Below are 23,744 nucleotides of genomic sequence, written 5' to 3' on the forward strand. Positions count from 1 at the left end.
TGAGAAAGCATGAGTAGAGCAGTAGTAGAGCTAAAGGATTTACAAACACACTTTCAGACGGAAGAAGGTACAGTAAAGGCTGTCAATCATGTTAGCTTTTCAGTTCGAGAAGGTGAAACAGTTTGTGTAGTAGGCGAATCAGGTTGCGGGAAAAGTGTAACGGCTTTATCTATTATGGGACTTATTGCTGAATCTGGCGGCATCGTTGGTGGTGATATTCTTTATGAAGGAAAAAGTCTTTTAGGAATGAAAGAGAAAGAACTTCGTAGTTTAAGAGGAAATGATATCGCGATGATTTTCCAGGAACCGATGACATCGCTTAATCCGGTCTTTACTGTTGGAGAGCAAATTGTTGAGACGTTAAGAGAGCATGAACTACTTAGCAAAAACGAAGCATACAAAAAAGCAATTGAATTAATTCGTAAAGTTGGTATTGCTCGTGCTGATGAAATTGTCCATTCTTATCCGCACGAATTAAGCGGTGGTATGTTACAACGTATTATGATTGCTATTGCACTTAGTTGTAATCCAAAGTTATTAATTGCAGATGAACCGACAACAGCTCTAGACGTTACGATTCAAGCGCAAATATTAGACTTACTAAGACAAGTAAAAGAGGAATTTAAAACGTCCATTTTATTAATTACACATGATCTAGGTGTTGTAGCGGAAATGGCCGATTATGTTGTCGTTATGTATGGTGGAAAAGTTATTGAAGAGGCACCGGTACTAGAAATATTTCAAAATCCGAAACATCCATATACGCAAGGGTTGCTAAAATCAAAACCAGTAATGGGGAAACGAACAGATAAACTTTATTCTATTCCAGGGCAAGTTCCGAATTTAGTTGGCTTAGATGAGTTTTGCTACTTTAGTGGTCGCTGTGAACATTGCATGGAAATATGCAAAAATGAAGCGCCAAATCTTAATGTGCATGACGAGGATCATAAAGTAGCTTGTTGGTTATATGAGGAGCGTGCTGGGCAATGAGTGAACCATTATTAGAAGTGAAGAACTTAAAAACGTATTTTCCGATTAAGGGCGGCGTATTTAGTAGAACGATTGGACATGTGAAAGCGGTAGATGGGGTAAGCTTTACAATTGATAAAGGAGAAGTGTTTGGCCTTGTAGGAGAGTCTGGAAGTGGGAAAACGACGATAGGAAAAACAATTCTCCGTCTCGTTCAAAAAACAGAAGGTGAAGTGAAATTTAAAGGTCAAGATGTTCATGCTTTATCAAAAGAAGAGCTGAGAAAGCATCGTCCTAATATGCAGCTCGTCTTTCAAGATCCATTTAGCTCATTAAATCCAAGAATGAGAATTGGAGAAGCGCTTGGTGAGCCAATGTTGGCTCACGGACTAGCGACGAAAGAAAATGTCCGTGCAAAGGTGATAGAAGTATTGGAGTTATGTGGTTTAGCGCCGTATCATATTGACCGGTACCCTCATGAGTTTTCCGGTGGGCAACGTCAACGTATCGTTATTGCAAGGGCGATGGTATTAGATCCAGAATTTATTGTAGCTGATGAGCCTGTTGCGGCATTAGATGTATCTATTCAAGCGCAAATCATTAATTTGTTTAGTGAATTACAGGAGAAAAGGGGATTATCCTATTTATTCATTTCACATGATTTAAGTGTTGTGGAGCACTTATGTACGAAAATTGGAATTATGTATTTAGGAACTATTGTGGAAACAGCACCACGTGATGAGTTATTTGCGAATCCGCTTCATCCATATACAAAAGCATTGTTATCAGCAGTGCCAATACCGGATCCAACGGTTAAGCGAGAACGGATTATTCTAGAAGGGGATATTCCAAGTCCTGCAAATCCACCATCAGGTTGCCGTTTTCATACACGTTGCCCCGTTGCTACAGATATTTGTAAAACGAATGTACCAGAATTCCGTAATGTGGGTGAAGATCATTTTGTTGCTTGTCATCATGTGTAAAAGAAAAGGACTCTTTCAAAATGTGAAAGAGTCCTTTTTTTACCCCGCATTAACTGCCCGTAAAAGCCCGATTGGTTCAACTAATAATCAGAGGAACCCCACCTCTGATTAAAGTTTCACTTTATTTACTAGATGAAGTTTGTTTTAATACAAATTGCTCAATTGCATGAGCAACACCGTTTTCATTATTTGTTAATGTAACAACGTCACATAATTTTTTTACGTCTTCTTCAGCATTTCCCATTGCAACTGATAAGCCGGCTACTTGTAGCATTGGCACATCATTAAAGTTGTCACCGATTGCAACAGTATCTTCAATTGGTATATTGAAATAAGCTGCCATTTCTTGCAAACCATTGCCTTTATGGCCATGCTTATCCATAATTTCTACATTAGTAGGAGCTGATGCCGTAACTGAAATGTCCGTATCTTCTTGTAAAGTTTGTAATAGCTGTGAACGATGAGCAGCATTAAATGTTAAAATGAAGAATTTAGATATTTCTAATTCTGGATTATTTACGACATCTTCTATTTTTTGGAAATCGGTAATTAAGTTAGATTTCTTTTGTTTTTCTGTAATTCTTTCAAGTTCCTCAAGTGTAACATCTAGTGTATGTTTATTTTCTTCGAATGCCTGCATAACTTGACCTTGCCATGTATAAGGAGAATAAACCCCTTTATTTGTGTACAACTTATATGGAAAACCTTCAGATTCTAGTAATTTTGCAAGCTTGTATACTTTATCATTTTGTAAACAACGCGAGTTAATTACTTTTCCGTCCACATAAACAATTGCCCCATTGCTTGCTCCAACTGGAAGAGATAGTTTATATTCTTCCAATAATTTCAAAGCATCCTCTTTCGCGCGGCCAGAACAAATCATTACAATATGACCAGCCTCTTTTGCGGTTTGGATAGCTTGTAAGTTCTCTTTGGAGATTTCAAGATTAGATGATAGTAGTGTACCATCCATATCTAGTGCGATTAATTTCAAAATGACCACCTCTTTGTTTCCATTATACATAGTTATATAGAGGAAACATATAAACTTATCTTGGAAAGATAGTATTTTATCCCGCATTAATTTCTAGTAAAAGTGCGATTGGTGAGGGGGATAATTAGTAGGGAATGGAACTCTCGTTGATTAAAGTTTCACTTTGGTTTTTAACAAAATAGAGATGAATAATATTATATTTCGCTTTATGACCTTAATGTTACACTAGTGTTACAAATGTGATTGTAGTAGAAAACGCATTAAAACAAGGTTTTTGAGTGTTTATTTAAAAAAACGTAAAAAAAGTGTAATAAAATTTACGTAATTATATTGCAACGTAATAATAGTTATGTTACATTATTGTTACAAACGTTACGTAATTAATTTCAATGTAACGTTAACATGAAAACTATGAACTAATCATTTCTTAGTAATTACATATAGATAACTTATAAAAAAGGAGAATGAATGATATGAACAACGAGAAAGTATTAAACGTAACAAAAGGTGACTTCTTAGGATCAGCAAGTGGAGCAGTAGTATTAACAGCATTAATCGTATTTCTTTCAAGCGTATTAGTATAATAGAAGTTTTGTAACAAAAATAAGAGAAGGGAGAATGGAAATTATGAACAATGAGCAAGTATTAAACGTAACAAAAGGTGACTTCTTAGGATCAGCAAGTGGAGCGGTAGTATTAACAGCATTAATCGTATTTCTTTCAAGCGTATTAGTATAATAGAAGTTTTGTAACAAAAATAAGAGAAGGGAGAATGAAAATTATGAACAACGAGCAAGTATTAAACGTAACAAAAGGTGACTTCTTAGGATCAGCAAGCGGAGCGGTAGTATTAACAGCATTAATCGTATTTCTTTCAAGTGTATTAGTATAATAAAAGTTTTGTAATAAAAAAAGAAGGGAGAATGAGGAATATGAACAAGGAACAAGTATTACAAGTAACAAAAATGGACATTTTAGGATCGGCAAGTGGAGCAGCGGTATTAACAGCGTTTATTGTATTCCTTACAAATGTATTAGTATGATAAATTTTGATGACAACAAATCTTTATACACCATACGTACCATCATTCAAAAAAAATAAAGACTCTAGCATATTAGTAAGTAGTTAATATGTCGGGGTCTTTTTTATTTTCCTCTCATATAAACCCTCAAGTATTAATAATATCCCCTTATCTCGCTATTTGCGGACAGTAAGACTCCTACCTCAAAAAAAGGAGTTAGGTAGGAGTCGGGCTAATAATCAGTGGAGAATGAACGAAACCCCCACCGATTAAAGTTTCACTTTATTTTAAAGAGAAAAAAGTCGAATTTTATATGTAAGAAAAAAAGAGGAATTTGACAGAAAAGATAGAAAATTTTAAAGGTCAGAATTTGTTAGCTTGCTAACTAATTTCTATTAATTGATGTTGGAAGCGTTTTCGGTTGGTTTTAAGTATGGACCATTTAATCTATTTACAGGGGGATGAAGATATTATGAAACAAAAATCTATGGATACGCTAGCTGCACAAATGGAGGACTTTTTTCCGGTACGTGATGTAGACCATTTGGAATTTTACGTAGGGAATGCAAAGCAATCAAGTTATTATCTTGCGAGAGCGTTTGGATTCAAAATTGTAGCTTATTCTGGATTAGAAACAGGAAACCGTGAAAAGGTATCTTATGTTCTTGTGCAAAAAAATATGCGTTTTGTTGTGTCTGGAGCTTTAAGTAGCGATAGTCGTATTGCAGAGTTTGTAAAGACTCATGGTGATGGAGTGAAAGATGTGGCTTTACTTGTAGATGACGTTGATAAAGCCTACTCTGAAGCGGTGAAGCGTGGCGCTGTTGCGATTGCTCCACCTGAGGAGTTAACAGATGAGGACGGTACATTGAAAAAAGCGGTTATTGGTACGTATGGTGATACAATTCACACGCTTGTAGAGCGTAAAAATTATAAAGGAACATTTATGCCAGGATTCCAAAAGGTTGAGTTTAATATTCCATTTGAAGAGTCTGGTTTAATTGCTGTAGACCATGTCGTTGGTAACGTTGAGAAAATGGAAGAGTGGGTTAGTTATTACGAGAATGTTATGGGCTTTAAACAAATGATCCATTTCGACGATGACGATATTAGCACAGAGTATTCGGCATTAATGTCAAAAGTTATGACAAATGGAAGCCGTATTAAGTTTCCAATTAATGAACCAGCAGACGGAAAAAGAAAGTCACAAATTCAAGAATATCTAGAGTTCTATAACGGAGCGGGTGTACAGCATCTTGCTTTATTAACAAGTGACATTGTAAAAACAATTGAGGTGCTTCGTGCGAATGGCGTGGAGTTTTTAGATACGCCAGATACGTATTACGATGAGTTAACTGCACGAGTGGGGAAAATTGATGAAGAAATTGATAGATTAAAAGAATTGAAGATTCTAGTAGACCGTGACGAAGAAGGTTATTTATTACAAATCTTTACGAAACCAATTGTAGATCGTCCAACTCTATTTATTGAAATCATCCAACGTAAAGGTTCTCGTGGATTTGGCGAAGGGAACTTTAAAGCGTTATTCGAATCAATTGAAAGAGAACAAGAGCGTCGCGGAAATTTATAAAATTTGTATCCACCAGCAAGAGTTCCTTTGTTGGTGGAAATTTCATTTTCATAGGGAGGAATCACGATGAAATTTGTTACATTTCGTCTCCCATCGAAAGAAATGCGAGCTGGATGGCTTGAAGGTGACAAAGTAATCGATATGAATCTTGCGAGTAATGGACAATTACCTTCTTCTATGTTCGCCTTTTTAGAGAAAGCAGATGAGTATGTAGAAGTATTGCGTAATATTAAGAATCCTGAAAATGGTATATATTCCTTAGAGGAAGTTCAATTAGCAGCGGCAATTCCTAATCCGAGTAGCATTCGAGATTTTTATGCATTTGAGCAGCATGTAAAAACAGCTCGCGGACGAAGAGGGCTAGAGGTTGTACCTGAATGGTATGATATCCCGGTTTTTTATTTTACGAACCACCGTGCTGTTATTGGTCCAGATGATTTTGTTATTGGTCCGAAGAAGTCTAAAAAGCTTGATTATGAGTTAGAGATTGCTTGCGTAATTGGGAAAGAAGGACGAAACATTTCTCGTGAACAAGCAGAGGAATATATTTTTGGTTACTGTATTATGAACGACTGGAGTGCAAGGGACTTACAAGCAACAGAAATGAAAGTGGGACTCGGTCCAGCGAAAGGAAAAGATTTTGCAACTTCATTAGGAGCGTATCTCGTTACGAAAGAGGAATTAGACGTTTATCGTAACGGTGATCGTTATGATTTAGAGATGACTGCTCATGTAAATGGAAAGATATTATCAAAGGGAAACTTCCAAGATATTTACTATACATTTGCTGAAATGATTGAACGTGCTTCGGAAGACGTTACGTTATATCCAGGAGATGTGATTGGTTCTGGGACAGTAGGAACAGGATGTATTTTAGAACTTGGTACAGAAGAGTGGCTACAAGATGGAGATGTTGTAGAGTTGTCGATTACTGGTTTAGGTACGTTACGTAATACGGTCAAAAAAGACATGAAAGCAGGTGATGGGCATGTTTTATCGTCACATGGGGGAGCTACCTCATAAACGACATGTACAATTTCGTAAAAAAGATGGATCGCTTTATCGTGAGCAGGTAATGGGGACAAAAGGTTTCTCTGGTACCCAGTCTATTTTGTATCATCATTATATGCCAACAGAAGTAGGGCACGCGGCATTATCACATTCTTGTCAGTTACAGTATGAAGAGGATGCCCTTCTTGCTCATCGCCACTTCCGTACGAAAGAAAATAAAAAAACTGGTGATGCAGTAAGCGGAAGAAACTTTATGCTTGGGAATGAGGATTTATTAATTGGAGTAGTGAGTCCAACAGAAAAAATGGATTATTTTTACCGTAATGGTGATGGCGATGAAATGTTATTTGTTCATTATGGAACAGGAAAAATTGAAACGATGTTTGGAACGATTCACTATAGAAAAGGTGATTATGTAACAATTCCAATTGGAACGATTTATCGTGTTATTCCAGATGAGGGAGAGACTAAGTTTCTTGTTGTAGAGGCAAATAGCCAAATTACAACACCAAGTCGCTATCGCAATGAATATGGGCAATTGTTAGAACATAGTCCGTTTTGTGAAAGGGATATTCGTGGCCCGGAAAAATTGGAGACATATGATGATAAAGGTGAGTTTGTCGTAATGACAAAGTCGAGAGGTTATATGCACAAGCATGTGTTAGGGCACCATCCGTTAGATGTTGTTGGGTGGGATGGTTATTTATATCCGTGGGTCTTTAATGTGGAGGATTTTGAGCCAATTACAGGTCGTATTCATCAGCCACCACCAGTACATCAAACATTCGAAGGGCATAATTTCGTCATTTGCTCTTTCGTACCGCGTTTATACGATTATCATCCAGAATCTATTCCGGCACCATATTATCATAGTAATGTGAATAGTGATGAAGTACTGTACTATGTAGAAGGTAACTTTATGAGCCGAAAAGGTGTAGAAGAAGGTTCTATTACGCTTCATCCAAGCGGGATCCCGCATGGGCCACATCCAGGGAAAACAGAAGCGAGTATAGGGAAGAAAGAGACACTTGAACTGGCTGTTATGATAGATACATTCCGTCCGCTTCGTATTGTAAAACAAGCACATGAGACGGAAGATGAAAAATATATGTATAGCTGGATTGAAGAGGGTTCATATACTGTGAAATAAGTAAAAAGAGGCATGCTCACTACGGGAGCATGCCTCTTTTATGGAATCGACATGTATAATAATACCAAAAAAGTTATGGAAATATATATAGATATGATTGTCTGAATCTTTTTATCGAAAGGATGATAAGAGTATAGTATGTATCTCGATAGTTTTCTGTTTATTTCGACAAAAGTATTGACTAAAAAACATGCCGTGGGTAAAATGAGGAAAGTAAATTAAATTTTCAGAAAACTAAAATCATGGAGGAGCACAGTATGAAGCAAATTTTTCAAAAGAAGCCGATTTCAACGTTACTGCAAGAAAGTAAACAAAAGACATTATCGAGAACGTTAGGGGCACTTGATTTAACAATGCTTGGAATCGGAGCAATTGTTGGAACTGGTATTTTTGTTCTTACTGGCGTTGTAGCAGCGAAACATTCTGGACCAGCTATTATATTATCATTTGCTATAGCTGCATTAGCTTGTGCCTTTGCTGCATTTTGTTACGCTGAATTTGCTTCTTCAGTTCCTGTCTCAGGGAGTGTTTACACGTACACGTATGCGACGATGGGAGAAGTATTTGCATTCTTAATTGGATGGGATTTAATGCTCGAGTATTTATTAGCCACATCTGCTGTAGCCAATGGATGGTCAGCGTATTTTCAATCGTTATTAAAGGGATTTGGGATTCATATTCCGACCATTCTCTCCTCGGCCCCTGGTACTGGAAAGGGTGGAATAATTGATTTACCTGCAGTTCTAATTATTCTAGTTATGACGGTTCTTTTATCTAGAGGTGTTCGTGAAAGTGCACGTGTAAATAATATAATGGTATTTATTAAACTAGCAGTTGTTCTCATTTTTATCTTCGCTGGATTTAATTATGTAAAACCTGAAAATTGGACACCTTTTATGCCATTTGGGTTAGATGGTGTAATGGCTGGAGCAGCTACAGTTTTCTTCGCATTCATTGGATTTGATGCTGTATCAACAGCCGCAGAAGAAGTGAAGCGCCCACAACGCGATTTGCCGATTGGAATTATTGCATCGTTACTAGTTTGTACGGTTCTGTACATTGTTGTTTCACTTATTTTGACAGGGATTGTTCCATACGGTCAGTTGAATATATCAGATCCAGTTGCTTTCGCACTTCAATTTATTGGACAAGATAGTTTGGCGGGAGTGATATCAGTAGGAGCAATTACAGGAATTACAACTGTAATGCTAGTTATGATGTATGGGCAAGTTCGTGTTTCATATGCAATGAGCAGAGATGGATTGTTACCGAAGCGTCTTGCTAAAGTTCATCCGAAATTTAAAACGCCATTTTTAAATACATGGGCAACAGGTATTATTGCAGCACTTATTTCAGGATTAATAGATTTAAATGTTTTAGCACATCTTGTAAATATGGGAACTTTGTCAGCATTTGCACTTGTAGCTGTAGCTGTCATTGTGATGAGACGAACTCATCCTGATTTACCAAGGGCGTTTAAGGCGCCGCTCGTACCATTTTTACCAGCATTAACAGTTATCTTTTGCTTATATTTGATGCTTCAATTATCAGCGACAGCTTGGATTAGTTTTGGTGTTTGGATGGTTATCGGTATAGTAGTTTATTTCGCCTATAGTAGAAAGCGTAGTGTTTTAAATAATAGTAAAAAAGAAGAAGATGTAGCAAATTTATAAATGGAAAAATCCATTCTAATTCTGTTAGGATGGATTTTTATTTTGAAAATTTACATTTTTCTGAATGTATTATAAGATAATTGTTGGCGAACTAAAGGGGGGAAAATGTGAAAAATACATGGCGTGAGCTAAGAGAGATGGATCGTAACGTATGGATTCGATTTATCGGTGAGACTTTGAACGGAATTGCGATGATGATGTTAATGCCTTTTTTTGCACTATATTTAAAAGATAAGGTAGATTCTTTATTACAAGTTGGGATTATTATGGCGCTTTCTCCAATTGCTGCAAGCTTTGGCTCGCTTATAGGCGGAAGAATAGCTGATATATATGGAAGAAAGCCAATTATGATATTTTCAATGGCGAGTAATGCGTTATTAATGCTCGGTTTTTTATTTATCGAAGGATTTATTCCATACGCTATTTTATCTATTTTTTTAGGGTTAAGTAATTCTTTATTTCATCCAGCAGCATCAGCGATGGTTGCAGATGTGACGGCGCCAGAAAAAAGAACAGAAGCATATGGTTTATTGCGAATGGGACACAATATTGGTGCTGCAATTGGACCGATAATGGGAGCATCAGTAGTTGTTTTATCAAAGAACCTCGTGTTTATTATTGCTTCATCCGCTATGTTGTTCTATGCGCTACTAGTGTTAGTACTTATTAAAGAAACAATGCCAAAAATTACGGATATGACGGAAAAAAGTAAAGAGCAGGAATCCGGAGTAGTTTGGAAAATTTTAATGAGAGATAAGGCGTTAATGATTTATTTGCTAGCGGGGATCATTATTTCTATGGGGTTTTCTCAAACAGAAGGCATGTTACCGCTTCACTTTGATAACGAAATGAAGGATATTTTTGGAGTCAACAATCCATACCCATATTTAATGGCATTAAATGGTCTATTAGTTGTTTTATTTCAATTTCAAATTTCAAAATGGGCGACAGATAAACCTGTTGGAAAGACGATGTTATACGGTGCGTGTCTGTTCGGAATTGGTTTGTTTTTTATAGGATGGTTACCGAAGTGGTTTGGAGAATATGATACAAATGCTACAATTATTTTAATGACGTTAATGTTTGTTTATGCCATATATACGTTAGGCGAGATGATTATGTCGCCTGTACAGATGACGTTTGTAGCGAATTTGGCCCCTGAGCATTTGAGAGGAACCTATATGGGGGCGGCGAGTTTGCAGTGGATTACAGGAAGTGCATTCGGTCCACTTCTTGGTGGTTTTTTATTGGATCGTTTGCTTGGTCACTACTTATTTACAATTTTAAGTGTAGGGTGTGTAGTTGCAGGCTTTGTATATGTTTCTTTAGATCGTCTTGTTGAGCAGAGGCAAAAAGATACGCCTACAAAACAGTCTTCTTAATAAAATGAAACTTTAATCAGTGTTTTTTCATTCTCCACAAATGGTAAGGTAATATAGATGACATACACACAAAGTGGATTTCTACATATTTTAGGTACATAACTAGATTAGATAGCAATTTTGCTCTAAAGTTTAATTTTGTTTAGCTGTGTAGAAATTAAAGGGAAAAAGTGTAGAAAACCAATAAGTGGTGTCTTTTAATTATTTGTGGAAGTTACATTTTATTTCAAATAGGAACTACCTATTTTTATAAAAAGTGCTAAAATAGAAAAATGAAAACAATTGGTTAGGGTGATTTCAGTGACAAAAATTAAATTAGGTTTATTATACGGTGGAAAATCAGCTGAGCATCAAGTTTCGTTACAAACGGCTCTTGCTGCTATTAAAGCATTAAATCAAGATAAATTCGAGATTCATCCAATTTATATTACAGAACAAGGCCAATGGATGCGTGGAGAGCGTATTGAAGGCGAAGTAACAAATGTTGAGGCATTACAAATGAGTGGGGAAGAGAATACAATTTCTCCTGTATCATTAAGTACAGAAATTATCCCAACGGCAACTTCTAAACAAGAAGATGCAATTGATGTTATTTTCCCATTATTGCATGGACCGAATGGCGAAGATGGAACAGTACAAGGGTTATTAGAATTACTAAACATTCCATATGTAGGTAACGGTGTATTAGCATCATCTGCTGGTATGGATAAAGTTGTTATGAAAAATATCTTTGCAGAAGCTGGATTGAAACAAGCGAAATATGCATCTTTCATTCGTAGCGCATGGGAAAAAGATCGTGAAACAGCGTATGAAAAAGTAGAAGAAGTATTAGGATATCCTTGCTTCGTAAAACCAGCAAACCTTGGTTCAAGTGTTGGTATTAATAAGTGTAATGATCGTGAAGAGCTTGAGAATGCATTCGAAGAGGCATTCCAATTTGACCGTAAAATTATTGTAGAAGAAAATATTATAGGTCGTGAAGTAGAAGTTGGTGTATTAGGTAATGATGAGCCGAAATGTTCAGTTGTAGGTGAAATTGTACCGAAAAAAGATTTTTATGATTATAAATCGAAATACATCGATGGTGATACAGCGTTAATTATTCCAGCTGAAATGACAGAAGAAGAGTCTAATGTAATTAAGCGAGATGCAATTATAGCATTCCAATCATTAGATGGTTCGGGCTTAACACGAGCTGATTTCTTCTTAACGAAAGATGGAGAAGTATATATTAACGAAGTAAACACAATGCCAGGATTCACGCCGTTTAGTATGTTCCCTCTATTATGGCAACATACAGGGTTACCGTATCCGGAATTAATTGAAGAGCTAATTCGCTTAGCGATTGAGCGTCACGAAGAAAAACAAAAAATTAAATATACAATCTAACAAAAAAGGAGGAAGCACTATTCGAAGGAATAGTGCTTCCTCTATGTAAGGAGTGTTTTCATGATAAATCGAACGTTAAAACAAGTAGAGCAGATGATAAATGGTACTGGATTAGCAGAGCAGTATGAGGGAATTACTATACAAGGAGTGTCTATTGATACGAGGAAAATTGAAAATGGAAATTTATATGTTCCAATTCAAGGTGAACGTTTCGATGGACATGCTTTTGTAGACAAAGCTGTTGAAAATGGGGCGATTGCTACATTATGGATGAAAGATGTAGAAAACCCACCTGAAAATCTTCCGGTTATTTTTGTAGAAGATACACTAGCAGCATTGCAAATGTTAGCGAAAAACTATCGTGATCAATTGGATGTAAAAGTTGTTGGTGTAACGGGTAGTAATGGTAAAACATCTACGAAAGATATTGTAACAAGTATTCTTGCGACTAAATTTAAAGTTCAAAAAACAGAAGGTAATTTCAACAACCACATCGGTTTACCTCTTACTATTTTAAATTTAGAGGAAAATACAGAAGTAGCTGTATTAGAAATGGGCATGTCAAGCCGCGGAGAAATTGAATTTCTATCTAAGTTAGCTCGTCCTAATGCAGCTATTATTACGAACATTGGTGAGGCGCACTTAATGGATTTAGGCTCTCGTGAGGCGATTGCTGAAGCGAAGTTAGAAATTGTTACAGGTTTACAAAAGGGTGGCGTGTTCGTATATAATGGAGATGAGCCGCTATTAACGAATCGTGTTCCAGAAATGAATTTAGCAGCTGAAACAGTTACATTTGGTGATGCGAGAGCAAATGATTACTATCCAACTACTGTAAAATTGCAGGCTACTGGGACACACTTTAAGATGAACAGGGATGAAACTTTGTCATTCTATTTGCCAGTACTAGGAAAGCATAATGTATATAATACGCTTGCTTCAATGGCAATTGCAAAACATTTTGGTGTAACGTGGGAAGAAATGAAACAAGGTTTAGTAACACTTCAAATGACAGGTATGCGTATGGAAATTGTAAAAACAGATAGTGGTTTAACAATTATCAATGATGCTTATAATGCTAGTCCAACAGCTATGGAAGCTGCGTTCCACCTAATGAATGGTTTAGATGGATTTGCTAAAAAAATTGTTGTGCTTGGTGATATGCTAGAACTTGGAAATCAAGAAGTGCAATTTCATTATGAAGTAGGTAAATTAATTGATCCGGCAAAAATTGCATATGTATTCACATATGGTAAATTAGGGGCTCAAATTGCTGAAGGTGCAAAAATTAATTTCCCTAAAGACCGTGTAAAAGCGTATGATAGTAAAGAAGAGTTAATAAAAGAGTTGCAAGCAGTAGTCGGTACGAAAGATGTTGTATTAGTAAAAGCATCTCGCGGCATGAAATTAGAAGAAGTAATTACGATGTTGAAATAATTGGTGTATATAAATAGGGATGATAGCCACGAAAATAGTGGAAACTTATAATAAGCGCTTACAGTAAACGATAAAAAAATAAAAGTAAAGAAAAAAGCTCTGAATATGAAATAAGGTAACAGTTGGGGTTTGCTTTTTACACCTACAAAACTTATAATTGATAAAGTGTAATAACGTTTAGAAGTATTTTCGTGAAGAATATACGCCCGGTTATATACGTAAGTATTCAGGAAAATGGCTTTTCCGCAAGTTCGGAAAACGCCTTTTTTTAAATGATAAGTATAGGATAGAAAAGGAGAAGTAACATTGACAACATTTCGAGAACTAGGATTAAGTGAGTCTTTACTACAATCTGTTGAAAGTATGGGCTTTGAAGAGGCTACGCCGATTCAAGCTGAAACAATTCCACATGCATTGCAAGGTAAGGATATTATTGGGCAAGCGCAAACAGGTACAGGGAAAACAGCAGCATTCGGATTACCACTATTAGATAAAGTGGATACAAATAAAGAAGCAGTTCAAGGTATTGTTATCGCGCCAACGCGTGAATTAGCAATTCAAGTTGGAGAAGAGCTATATAAAATTGGTAAACATAAACGTGTTCGTATTCTACCAATTTATGGTGGTCAAGATATTAACCGCCAAATTCGTGCTCTAAAAAAACACCCACACATTATTGTAGGTACGCCGGGTCGTATTTTAGATCATATCAACCGTAAAACACTTCGCTTACAAAACGTAGAGACTGTTGTTCTTGACGAAGCGGATGAAATGTTAAACATGGGCTTCATTGAAGATATTGAAGCGATTTTAACAGATGTGCCAGAAACACATCAAACATTATTATTCTCAGCGACAATGCCAGATCCAATCCGTCGTATTGCTGAGCGTTTCATGACTGAGCCTCAACACATTAAAGTAAAAGCAAAAGAAGTAACAATGCCAAACATTCAGCAGTTCTATTTAGAAGTGCAAGAAAAGAAAAAGTTTGACGTTTTAACACGCTTACTAGATATTCAATCTCCAGAGCTTGCAATCATATTCGGTCGTACAAAGCGTCGTGTTGATGAATTATCAGAAGCATTAAACTTACGTGGTTATGCAGCAGAAGGTATTCACGGTGACTTAACACAAGCGAAGCGTATGTCTGTATTACGTAAATTTAAAGAAGGTACTATTGAAGTTCTTGTTGCAACAGACGTTGCTGCACGTGGTCTTGATATTTCAGGCGTAACACACGTATACAACTTCGATATCCCACAAGATCCAGAATCATACGTTCACCGTATCGGTCGTACTGGCCGTGCCGGTAAAAAAGGTATTGCAATGTTATTTGTAACACCACGTGAATCAGGACAATTAAAAAATATCGAGCGTACAACAAAACGTAAAGTTGATCGTATGGACGCACCGACACTTGACGAGGCGTTAGAAGGCCAACAACGTTTAATCGCTGAAAAACTTCAAAGCACAATTGAAAATGATAACTTATCATACTACAAGCGTATTGCAGAAGAAATGTTAGAAGAGAATGATTCTGTAACAGTAGTAGCTGCTGCTTTAAAAATGATGACAAAAGAGCCGGATACAACTCCGATCGCTTTAACATCAGAACCACCAGTTGTTTCAAGAGGTGGCGGTGGCGGTTCTAAAAAACGCGGTGGTAACGGAAGTGGATACCGTGATGGTAACCGTAATCGTAGTCGTGATGGACGCGGCGGTGGCGATGGTCGTAACCGTGATCGCAATCGTGATGGACGTGGAAGCGGAAGTGGCGATGGTCGTAACCGTGATCGTAATCGTGATGGCGGTAGCCGTGATGCTGGTAGCCGTGATGGCAACCGTGGTCGTAAAGGTGAAGGTCGCCCTGGATCTTCAAATGGACGCGGCGAAAGAAAACATCATAGCCGTCCACAAGCTTAATAAAAAAGAGAATGCCTTTTGCCGGCATTCTCTTTTTTTATTTCTGTAATTGTGCATACTACATAGTAACTCGTATAGGAATGAGGTGCTATATGCTTGTAAGACTTGGGTATGTTGCGATGAGTGTACATTTGAAGAATGCTTCTCCATCTCAAACGATGACGTATGCACAGTTTCAGCGGATTGATGATCGAGAGGCTGCGATTCGTAAACTTGAAAGAATCGCTAATTCGAATTTGGAAAATTGCTTACGGTTATTAAAACATAATAAAGGGCATGATATATCTTTCTTTCGACTTAGTTCCAAGCTTATTCCTTTAGCGAATCATGAGGAGTTGTTAGATTGGAACTATATTCGTCCGTTAAAAGAAAATCTGAAAGAATTAGGTGAATATGCAATTCGTATGAATATGCGAATTGACTTCCATCCAGATCACTTTGTTGTACTAAATTCACTTGAGGAGAGTATTTTCAAACAATCTGTAAAGACATTGCAGATGCACAAAAAATTGTTAAAGGGTATGGGAATTGAACATAAGCAACGATGTGTATTACATGTGGGAGGAGGTTATAAAGATAAGGAGCTTGCATTAGAACGCTTTATAGAAAATTGGTCAACTGTTCCAAGAGGTATTCAAGAGATGATTATATTAGAAAATGATGACACGACCTTTTCTTTAGAAGAAACATTGTATTTAGGTGAGAAATTAGACATTCCAGTCGTGTTTGATTTGCACCATCATATGATGAATAATGACCAGGAAGATTGGCATGAAGATTGGGCGCGTGTTGTACATACGTGGGAATCGTCTTTGTTACCGGTTAAAATGCACATCTCCAGTCCTAGAGATGGAAAAAACCCGAGAGCACATGCGGATTTTATTGATGTAGATACTTTCTTATCTTTTTTGAAAAAGATAAAGGGGAGTGTTCCGCGAATTGATTGTATGATTGAGGCGAAGAAAAAGGACGAGTCTTTATTTCAACTAATGAGAGAGTTAAGTAAACAAACAGATGTGGAAATTATCGATGGTGCGAGCTTCTATATTAAATAAGCTCTGCGCCATCGTTTTTTTTTGTTAAAAAAGGGGTGCACATGCCGCCGATGATCAGTCCTGTTAAATGGCTTATAGGATTGGCAGAGGGATTAAAGAAAGTAAATAGTAGTAATATAAGTATCATTATTGAAAAAATAGCGATGTCTCTTGGTTTTGAAGAACGATATCGACTATACAATAAAAATAATTGGGCGCCTAGTAATCCGAAAATACCACCAGATGCTCCGGCGTGAATATATTCAAGAGGCATAATAATATAAGAAGAAATATTCCCGAGAATGCCAGAAAGGAAAAAAATAATGATGAAAGAAAAGTGTCCTAGTTGTTTTTCGATGGAAGAACCAAATACGAATAAACAAATACTATTAGAAAGGAAATGTTGTAAGTCTACGTGTACAAGTAAGGAAGTTATGACACGCCACCATTCTCCTTTAGCGATATATTCATTGTAGGCTGCCAGGTGAAAGAGGGAAAAGTCGCTCAATATAATCATGACTAATTGTATAAGAAGTAAAGAAATGATAATCGGTTGTAAGGAAATGCGAGTGGATGGTATTAGCATGTTGTTAGTATCACTCCTTTTGCATCAGAAAGATTCCTGTTATTCTTACAATATGAATGAAGAAAGCTAAATAGAAGAAGGGGATTTTGAAATGATTGTAGGGATTGGAATCGATATTATTGAGTTAAATCGAATTGAAAAAATGCTAGATGGAAAGCTTAAATTTATGGAACGTATTTTAACTGAAAGAGAACGTGGTGTTGCCGAGGGGCTGAAAGGAAGTCGTCTTACAGAATTTGTAGCTGGAAGATTTGCAGCAAAAGAGGCGTATTCTAAAGCGGTAGGGACCGGTATCGGGAAAGAAGTGAGTTTTTTAGATATTGAAGTAAGGAATGATGATAGAGGTAAGCCGATTATCATTACAAATACAGAGCATATTGTTCATTTATCAATTAGTCATAGTAAAGAATTTGCCGTTGCTCAAGTTGTTTTGGAAAGCTCGTCACGCTAGTCTGCATATTTTATATCTTTGTCTCATATATTTGAGGTAGCGATAAGGAAGGCATATCTTCCATTCATTTATAGGGGCAAAGGGGCTGAAGTGATGAAAAGGCGTCTGTTTTTAGTTCTTGTCGGTTTATTGACCGTTTTTGTGTTGGCGGGTTGTATGGAAAAGAAACAGGAAGATGTTGTGAGAGATTTAGAAACGAAAGTTAAAAGTATGAAGAGTTATCAAGCTGAAGCGAAATTATCTATTAAAACAGGAAATGAACCTCAAGAGTACAATGTAGAAATTTGGCATAAAGAACCTTCGTATTATCGTGTGAATTTGCAGAATGCGAAAAAGGATCAGAGTCAAATTATTTTAAGGAATGATGAAGGTGTATTTGTATTAACACCGGCACTTAATAAGAGTTTCCGTTTTCAAAGTGATTGGCCGCAAAATAGTAGCCAGGCTTATTTATATGAATCACTTGTAAGAGATATTTTGCAAGATAAGAAAAATCTCTCTTTCGAGAAAACAGATAAGTATTATGTGTTTAAAACAAAAACAAATTATCAACATCAAAATATGTTGCCGAAACAAGAAATTAAGCTGAATAAAAGTGATTTAACACCAGTTTCTGTGAAACTGATGGATAATGATCAAAATGTCCTTGTAAAAGTAGATTTCACTAAAGTAAAGTTTGATGCAAAGTTTGATAAAGGTGCATTTGATACGAAACAAAATATGTCTAGAGCACAAGTGGATGTTCAGACGGCAGCGAAAGAAGACAAACCGTTTGCTATTTTGTATCCACGTGATACACCGCAAGGTATGACTTTGAAAGAGGAAGAAGAGTTGAAGACAGACAGTGGCAAGCGTGCAATACTCACATACACTGGAAGTAAGAAATCCTTCACTTTAATACAAGAAAAGTCAAAAGTTGCAGAGGCCTCATCGGCGGTAAGTGTAAGTGGAGAGCCGGTTGATCTTGGTTTCACGATTGGTGCATTGACGAAAGACTCTGTAACGTGGTCACATAACGGAGTAGAATATATGCTCGTGTCTAAAGGTTTAGAGACGAATGAGTTGTTGATGGTTGCTCGTTCGGTTACAGCGAAGCAGGTGAAGTAAACTTCTTAGACGTGGTGATATATGTGCACCACGTCTTTTCTTAGTTTGAAGGTGGATTTCATAAAAGAAGCATATAAAAGAATAAGCTTCGCATATCGTGTATAAGGAAGTGTATTTATGGAAGAAGCACCGTTTTACCGTGACACGTGGGTGGAAGTGGATTTAGATGCGATCTATAACAATGTTACGCATATTAAAGAGTTCATTCCAAGTGATGTAGAAATTTTTGCTGTAGTTAAAGCGAATGCATATGGGCACGATTATGTACCAGTGGCTAAAACCGCATTAGAAGCAGGGGCAACAAGATTAGCAGTTGCTTTTTTAGATGAAGCTTTAGTGCTTCGGAGGGCTGGTATTACTGCACCGATTTTAGTATTAGGTCCTTCCCCTCCTCGTGATGTAAATGTTGCTGCTGAAAATGATGTAGTATTAACTGTTTTTCAAAAAGAATGGGTAGAAGACGCGATAAAGCTCTGGGATGGTTCATCAATAATGAAATTCCATATTAATTTTGATAGTGGTATGGGGAGAATTGGAATACGCGAACGCAAAGAATTAAAGGGGTTCTTAAAGAGTTTAGAAGGCGCGCCATTTTTAGAGTTAGAAGGAGTATATACACATTTTGCAACATCCGATGAGGTTGAGACTTCTTACTTTGATAAGCAATATAATACGTTCTTGCAGCAGTTACGTTGGTTGAAAGAATTTGGAGTGAACCCTAAATTTGTCCATACAGCCAATAGTGCTGCAACGTTAAGATTTCAAGGGATTACATTTAATGCAGTGCGAATTGGTATTGCGATGTATGGACTATCCCCATCTGTAGAAATACGTCCTTTTTTACCGTTTAAATTGGAACCGGCGTTGTCACTTCATACGAAAGTTGCTCATATTAAGCAAGTGATTAAAGGGGATGGGATTAGTTATAATGTCACATACCGAACGAGAACCGAAGAATGGATTGCGACAGTTGCGATTGGGTATGCAGATGGCTGGCTTAGAAGATTGCAAGGGTTTAAGGTACTTGTAAACGGTGAAAGAGTACCGATTGTAGGGCGAGTGACAATGGATCAATTCATGATACATCTTCCTTGTGAAGTGCCACTTGGTACGAAAGTTACACTCATTGGGAGACAAGGTGATGAGTATATTAGTGCTACCGAGGTTGCTGAATATTCCGGGACTATTAATTATGAAATTATTGCAACGATAAGCTTCCGTGTACCGAGAATATTTATACGACACGGTAAAGTTGTAGAAGTAATCAATTATTTGAACGATATATAGAAGAAGGTATTATTACTCAGCACCTCGTCATTTGGAGGAGTTTCACTAATAAAGAATAGGCTCTTTTTCGCTGGGGAGCTTCTTTTTATACTTGTTATTAATATAAGTTGCAATGAAATATTACTGAAGGATTGCTTTATTTCTTGTTTGAAAGAGATAAAAAGTAAAAGAAGATGAATGTTTTATTTATGAATTGGAAAACATAAGCAAGGAATAAGGAAGTCTTTGCAACAGGCTCCATACAATGGTATTATTACAATAGGTGTCATATATATATTTGGGTGTGTAGTTGACGGTGGAGGTGTATTTTTGTGTCCGAATCAAGTGTAACTACTGAAATCGTGGTTCGGTTGCCAAAGCAAATGGTAACGGAATTGGACGGAATTGGAAAACAAGAGAATAAGAATCGCCATGAACTAATTTGCCAGGCAACACAACTGTTATTGCGTCAACATAAGACGAAGAAACGCTACCAACATGAATCAATGCGACGTGGGTACATTGAAATGGGAAAAATTAATCTTGGTATTGCATCTGAAGCTTTCTTAGCAGAGTATGAAGCAGCTCATACAGTAGAACGCTTAGTTAGCGGGGGGTAATATTTTGATTGTAAAACGCGGCGACGTGTATTTTGCAGACCTTTCCCCAGTTGTTGGTTCTGAGCAAGGAGGCGTTCGTCCGGTTCTTGTCATTCAAAATGACATCGGAAATCGTTTTAGTCCGACTGTGATTGTAGCGGCTATTACTGCACAGATTCAAAAAGCGAAATTACCCACTCATGTGGAAATTGATGCGAAAAAGTACGGTTTTGAGAGGGATTCTGTTATTTTACTTGAGCAGATTCGAACAATCGATAAGCAACGCTTAACGGACAAAATCACTCATTTGGATGAAGTGATGATGAGTCGTGTAGATGAAGCGTTACAAATTAGTTTAGGACTAATAGATTTTTAAATCGGCAGTTTAAGTTGCTCTCTTTACAGGGCAACTTTTTTTTATTATAGAGGAGGTTACGGTTGGATATGGAAATGGTAGATAATCGACAAGGGTTAATGAAAATGTTAGTGAAAGAATTAGGCTTTACAGAAAAGCAAGTTCGTCATGTTATTCAATTAACAGAAGAAGGTAACACAGTTCCATTTATCGCTCGTTACCGAAAAGAATGGACAGGGTCTCTTGATGAGGTGCAAATTCGTGCAATCTTAGAAAGATGGCAATATATGATGCAACTAGAAGATAGGAAAGAAGAGGTTCTTCGTCTTATTGGTGAAAAGGGTAAACTAACCGAAGAGTTGCGTCGTCATATTGTTGCTGCAACAAAACTTCAAGAAGTAGAAGACTTATATCGTCCATATAAAGAAAAAAGAAGAACGAAAGCTACAATTGCTAAAGAAAAGGGATTAGAACCGTTAGCTGAGTGGCTATTATTATATAAAAAAGAAAATCCAGCAGAGAAGGCTATGGAATTTGTTAATGCAGAAAAGGAAGTGGCGTCTGCAGAAGATGCGTTGCAAGGTGCGCAAGATATTATTGCGGAACTTGTTTCGGATAATGCGGCATATCGTAGTTGGATTCGCAATACTACTTTCCGAAAAGGGATTATGTCTTCATCTGTAAAAGATAAAGAAAAAGATGAAAAGAATATATATGAAATGTATTATGGCTATGAAGAACCGTTGCAAAAAGTAGTGCCGCATCGTGTACTAGCTATGAATCGTGGTGAAAAGGAAGACGTATTAAGAATTTCTGTTATCACGCCAATTGAAGAAATTCTTCAGTTTTTACATAAAAAAATGATTCTTGATGAAGCTTCTAAAAGTGCGCATTATGTACAATTAGCGATGGAAGATGGATATAAGCGATTAATTCAACCTTCAATAGAAAGAGAAATTCGTAAAGAATTAATGGAAACGGCCGAAGAACAAGCGATTCATATTTTCTCTGAGAATTTACGTAATTTATTATTACAACCTCCGATGAAAGGGAAAGTTGTGTTAGCGGTAGATCCAGCATATAGAACCGGTTGTAAATTAGCTGTAGTAGATGATACAGGAAAAGTTCTTCACATAGATGTTATTTATCCGCATCCGCCTGCTCGTAAATATGAGGATGCAAAAACGAAAATCATTTCAATTATAGATAAATATGAAGTTGAAATGATAGCGATTGGAAATGGTACAGCTTCGAGGGAAACGGAAGAATTTATAGTAGATGTATTACAAAATGTAGAGCGAGATGTATTTTACATTATTGTAAATGAAGCGGGTGCTAGTGTGTACTCAGCATCTGATGTAGCTCGCGAGGAGTTTCCAAATTTACAGGTTGAAGAAAGAAGTGCTGTTTCAATTGGGAGACGTCTACAAGATCCACTTGCAGAACTTGTGAAAATTGACCCTAAATCTGTTGGGGTGGGACAATATCAACATGATGTATCTCAAAAGAGATTAAATGAATCATTAACATTTGTAGTAGAGACAGCAGTTAACCGAGTTGGTGTTAATGTAAATACAGCTTCAGTTGCATTGTTGCAATATGTTTCGGGATTATCAAAAACAGTTGCGAAAAACATTGTAGCTAAGCGTGAGGAAGATGGGAAATTCACGAAGCGTACTGAATTAAAGAAAATCCCACGTTTAGGTGCAAAAACATATGAACAATGTATCGGGTTTTTACGTATATTAGAAGGAGCGAATCCGTTAGATCGCACAGGGATTCATCCAGAACAATATAAAAATGTTGAATTGCTATTGAAGAGCTTAGGGTTATCAAAGAATGATGTGGGGAAACCAAACTTGCAAAAGAGTTTCGAAGGAGTAGATATTTCTAAATTATCTCAAGAGACGGAGATTGGTGAGCCGACATTAGTTGATATTATGGATGCTTTAATTAGCCCGGAGCGAGATATGAGGGATGAGTTGCCAAAGCCACTTTTGAAAAAGGGGATTTTAAAATTAGAAGATTTAAAGCGTGGTATGGAATTAGAGGGAACGATCCGCAATGTTGTTGATTTCGGTGCCTTTGTTGATATTGGTGTGAAGCAAGATGGTTTAGTACATATTTCTAAACTAAGCAAACAATTTGTAAAGCATCCATTAGATATTGTATCCGTGGGACAAATTGTAAAGGTATGGGTAGATGATATTGATACGAAAAAAGGTCGTGTTGCATTATCAATGTTACCGATTGAATAGTAAGAAAAGAGAGCAGATGAAACTGCTCTCTTTTTATGAACTGGAAAGTTTAATTGATTATGAGCTTTGATGTATTTTACTATAATAAAACCAGCATTCATTTAGTAACTTGATTTGATACCGGTTTTTCTCGAAATATGCACGTTGCATTTGTTTCTTTAGCCACGTGGGCATAGGAATCCCTCCTTGTTTAATCCTGCTCTCAAAAAAAGTAGCTCCTTTTAGTTAAAGTAACTTTGATGAGAGGTTGGTGAGTGGATTTCTAGCAATGCTGCATTTTTAGAAATCACGCTTCTTGAATGAGGATGGGTATATGTACTATTTACTATATGTATAAGAAGGGAGAAAAGTGTGGAAATATTTTTTAGTTTAGGAGGAATGAGAATGGATGAGCAAGAAATTCAGCGGTTAGTGGAAGAGGTATCGTTACAATGCTTTGGAATGCCGTTTTTACATAAAGCGATGTTTAATAGTAGGTTACGTACAACTGGTGGGCGCTATCTATTGAAGAATCATAATATAGAATTGAATTATCGATATTACGAAGTATATGGAAAAGAAGAG

25 protein-coding genes (1 of these 25 running past the window's edge) are annotated in these 23,744 nt (G+C 36.8%); 22 read left to right on the forward strand and 3 right to left on the reverse strand.

Annotated features, from left to right (window positions below; genetic code table 11):
• Nucleotides 1-9: 9 nt before the first annotated feature.
• Nucleotides 10-990 (forward strand): ABC transporter ATP-binding protein, encoded by a 981-nt coding sequence (locus tag MKY90_RS01290; RefSeq protein ID WP_002091396.1) that lies wholly within the window; start codon nt 10-12, stop codon nt 988-990.
• On the forward strand, nt 987-1,952 hold the full coding sequence (locus MKY90_RS01295; protein ID WP_078185470.1) for an ABC transporter ATP-binding protein: 966 nt from the start codon (nt 987-989) through the stop codon (nt 1,950-1,952). The genes MKY90_RS01290 and MKY90_RS01295 overlap by 4 nt, the downstream gene beginning before the upstream one ends.
• A 121-nt stretch (nt 1,953-2,073) precedes the next feature.
• Here the strand turns inward: MKY90_RS01295 and MKY90_RS01300 are convergent, their stop codons facing one another.
• On the reverse strand, nt 2,074-2,946 hold the full coding sequence (locus MKY90_RS01300) for a Cof-type HAD-IIB family hydrolase (protein ID WP_002187510.1): 873 nt from the start codon (nt 2,944-2,946) through the stop codon (nt 2,074-2,076).
• Nucleotides 2,947-3,410: 464 nt separating this feature from the next.
• Here MKY90_RS01300 and MKY90_RS01305 point away from each other — a divergent pair, with 464 nt between their 5' ends.
• From MKY90_RS01305 to uvsE, 13 genes are all read left to right on the forward strand, one after another.
• Nucleotides 3,411-3,530: a DUF3948 family protein gene (locus MKY90_RS01305; RefSeq protein ID WP_176127011.1), complete on the forward strand. Its 120-nt coding sequence runs from the start codon at nt 3,411-3,413 to the stop codon at nt 3,528-3,530.
• Between the two features lie 43 nt (nt 3,531-3,573).
• Nucleotides 3,574-3,684, forward strand: coding sequence for a DUF3948 family protein (locus MKY90_RS01310; protein ID WP_001058532.1), 111 nt, complete (start codon nt 3,574-3,576; stop codon nt 3,682-3,684).
• Nucleotides 3,685-3,727: 43 nt separating this feature from the next.
• Complete coding sequence (locus MKY90_RS01315; RefSeq protein WP_001058532.1) at nt 3,728-3,838, forward strand: DUF3948 family protein; 111 nt, start codon at nt 3,728-3,730, stop codon at nt 3,836-3,838.
• Nucleotides 3,839-3,878: 40 nt separating this feature from the next.
• On the forward strand, nt 3,879-3,989 hold the full coding sequence (locus tag MKY90_RS01320) for a DUF3948 family protein (RefSeq protein ID WP_002091388.1): 111 nt from the start codon (nt 3,879-3,881) through the stop codon (nt 3,987-3,989).
• Nucleotides 3,990-4,440: 451 nt separating this feature from the next.
• Nucleotides 4,441-5,559 (forward strand): 4-hydroxyphenylpyruvate dioxygenase, encoded by a 1,119-nt coding sequence (gene hppD, locus MKY90_RS01325; protein WP_000810917.1) that lies wholly within the window; start codon nt 4,441-4,443, stop codon nt 5,557-5,559.
• A 66-nt stretch (nt 5,560-5,625) separates the two neighbouring features.
• Nucleotides 5,626-6,582, forward strand: a complete 957-nt coding sequence (locus MKY90_RS01330) for a fumarylacetoacetate hydrolase family protein (protein ID WP_098168587.1) — start codon at nt 5,626-5,628, stop codon at nt 6,580-6,582.
• Nucleotides 6,548-7,720 (forward strand): homogentisate 1,2-dioxygenase, encoded by a 1,173-nt coding sequence (locus MKY90_RS01335; RefSeq protein WP_002169298.1) that lies wholly within the window; start codon nt 6,548-6,550, stop codon nt 7,718-7,720. Before MKY90_RS01330 ends, MKY90_RS01335 begins: the two co-directional genes overlap by 35 nt.
• 257 nt (nt 7,721-7,977) lie before the next feature.
• The gene (locus MKY90_RS01340; RefSeq protein ID WP_063218188.1) at nt 7,978-9,393 is read left to right on the forward strand and encodes an amino acid permease; all 1,416 of its coding nucleotides are present in this window, start codon (nt 7,978-7,980) and stop codon (nt 9,391-9,393) included.
• 107 nt (nt 9,394-9,500) lie between these two features.
• Complete coding sequence (locus MKY90_RS01345; RefSeq protein ID WP_063218187.1) at nt 9,501-10,775, forward strand: MDR family MFS transporter; 1,275 nt, start codon at nt 9,501-9,503, stop codon at nt 10,773-10,775.
• A 300-nt stretch (nt 10,776-11,075) separates the two neighbouring features.
• Complete coding sequence (locus MKY90_RS01350) at nt 11,076-12,164, forward strand: D-alanine--D-alanine ligase (protein ID WP_002029433.1); 1,089 nt, start codon at nt 11,076-11,078, stop codon at nt 12,162-12,164.
• A 60-nt stretch (nt 12,165-12,224) separates the two neighbouring features.
• Entirely contained in the window at nt 12,225-13,601 is a 1,377-nt protein-coding gene (murF, locus tag MKY90_RS01355) for a UDP-N-acetylmuramoyl-tripeptide--D-alanyl-D-alanine ligase (protein ID WP_078185473.1), read from the forward strand.
• Nucleotides 13,602-13,907: 306 nt separating this feature from the next.
• Complete coding sequence (locus MKY90_RS01360; protein WP_002063522.1) at nt 13,908-15,524, forward strand: DEAD/DEAH box helicase; 1,617 nt, start codon at nt 13,908-13,910, stop codon at nt 15,522-15,524.
• A gap of 92 nt (nt 15,525-15,616) precedes the next feature.
• Nucleotides 15,617-16,579 carry a UV DNA damage repair endonuclease UvsE gene (uvsE, locus tag MKY90_RS01365; RefSeq protein ID WP_063218184.1) on the forward strand — a complete coding sequence of 321 codons (963 nt, stop codon included), beginning with the start codon at nt 15,617-15,619 and terminating at the stop codon, nt 16,577-16,579.
• Here uvsE and MKY90_RS01370 read toward each other — a convergent pair.
• The gene (locus MKY90_RS01370) at nt 16,572-17,144 is read right to left on the reverse strand and encodes a rhomboid family intramembrane serine protease (RefSeq protein ID WP_002167128.1); all 573 of its coding nucleotides are present in this window, start codon (nt 17,142-17,144) and stop codon (nt 16,572-16,574) included. The two genes, uvsE and MKY90_RS01370, sit on opposite strands and share 8 nt — an antisense overlap.
• 91 nt (nt 17,145-17,235) lie before the next feature.
• On the opposite strand from MKY90_RS01370, the gene acpS reads away from it, so the two are divergent.
• From acpS to MKY90_RS01400, 6 genes are all read left to right on the forward strand, one after another.
• On the forward strand, nt 17,236-17,595 hold the full coding sequence (gene acpS / locus MKY90_RS01375; RefSeq protein ID WP_002009969.1) for a holo-ACP synthase: 360 nt from the start codon (nt 17,236-17,238) through the stop codon (nt 17,593-17,595).
• A gap of 156 nt (nt 17,596-17,751) precedes the next feature.
• Nucleotides 17,752-18,702 (forward strand): LolA family protein, encoded by a 951-nt coding sequence (locus MKY90_RS01380; protein WP_002124820.1) that lies wholly within the window; start codon nt 17,752-17,754, stop codon nt 18,700-18,702.
• 117 nt (nt 18,703-18,819) lie between these two features.
• A complete protein-coding gene (gene alr, locus MKY90_RS01385; RefSeq protein ID WP_098168589.1) occupies nt 18,820-19,989 on the forward strand; it encodes an alanine racemase in 1,170 nt (389 codons plus the stop codon).
• 311 nt (nt 19,990-20,300) lie between these two features.
• A complete protein-coding gene (locus MKY90_RS01390; RefSeq protein ID WP_000004570.1) occupies nt 20,301-20,588 on the forward strand; it encodes an antitoxin EndoAI in 288 nt (95 codons plus the stop codon).
• Nucleotides 20,589-20,592: 4 nt separating this feature from the next.
• On the forward strand, nt 20,593-20,943 hold the full coding sequence (ndoA, locus tag MKY90_RS01395) for a type II toxin-antitoxin system endoribonuclease NdoA (protein ID WP_000635965.1): 351 nt from the start codon (nt 20,593-20,595) through the stop codon (nt 20,941-20,943).
• 68 nt (nt 20,944-21,011) lie between these two features.
• Nucleotides 21,012-23,180: a Tex family protein gene (locus tag MKY90_RS01400; protein ID WP_002124824.1), complete on the forward strand. Its 2,169-nt coding sequence runs from the start codon at nt 21,012-21,014 to the stop codon at nt 23,178-23,180.
• A 57-nt stretch (nt 23,181-23,237) separates the two neighbouring features.
• On the opposite strand, the gene cmpA is transcribed toward MKY90_RS01400, so the two are convergent.
• The gene (gene cmpA / locus MKY90_RS01405; protein ID WP_001143642.1) at nt 23,238-23,354 is read right to left on the reverse strand and encodes a cortex morphogenetic protein CmpA; all 117 of its coding nucleotides are present in this window, start codon (nt 23,352-23,354) and stop codon (nt 23,238-23,240) included.
• A 210-nt stretch (nt 23,355-23,564) separates the two neighbouring features.
• On the opposite strand from cmpA, the gene MKY90_RS01410 reads away from it, so the two are divergent.
• Nucleotides 23,565-23,744, forward strand: the 5' portion of a protein-coding gene (locus tag MKY90_RS01410; protein ID WP_341090141.1) for a SprT family protein. It continues 276 nt past the right edge of the window; the window shows 180 of its 456 coding nt (coding positions 1-180); it begins with the start codon at nt 23,565-23,567; the stop codon falls past the right edge of the window.

It is taken from the genome of Bacillus sp. FSL P2-0099 (assembly GCF_038007445.1).
GTDB lineage: Bacteria > Bacillota > Bacilli > Bacillales > Bacillaceae_G > Bacillus_A > Bacillus_A mycoides.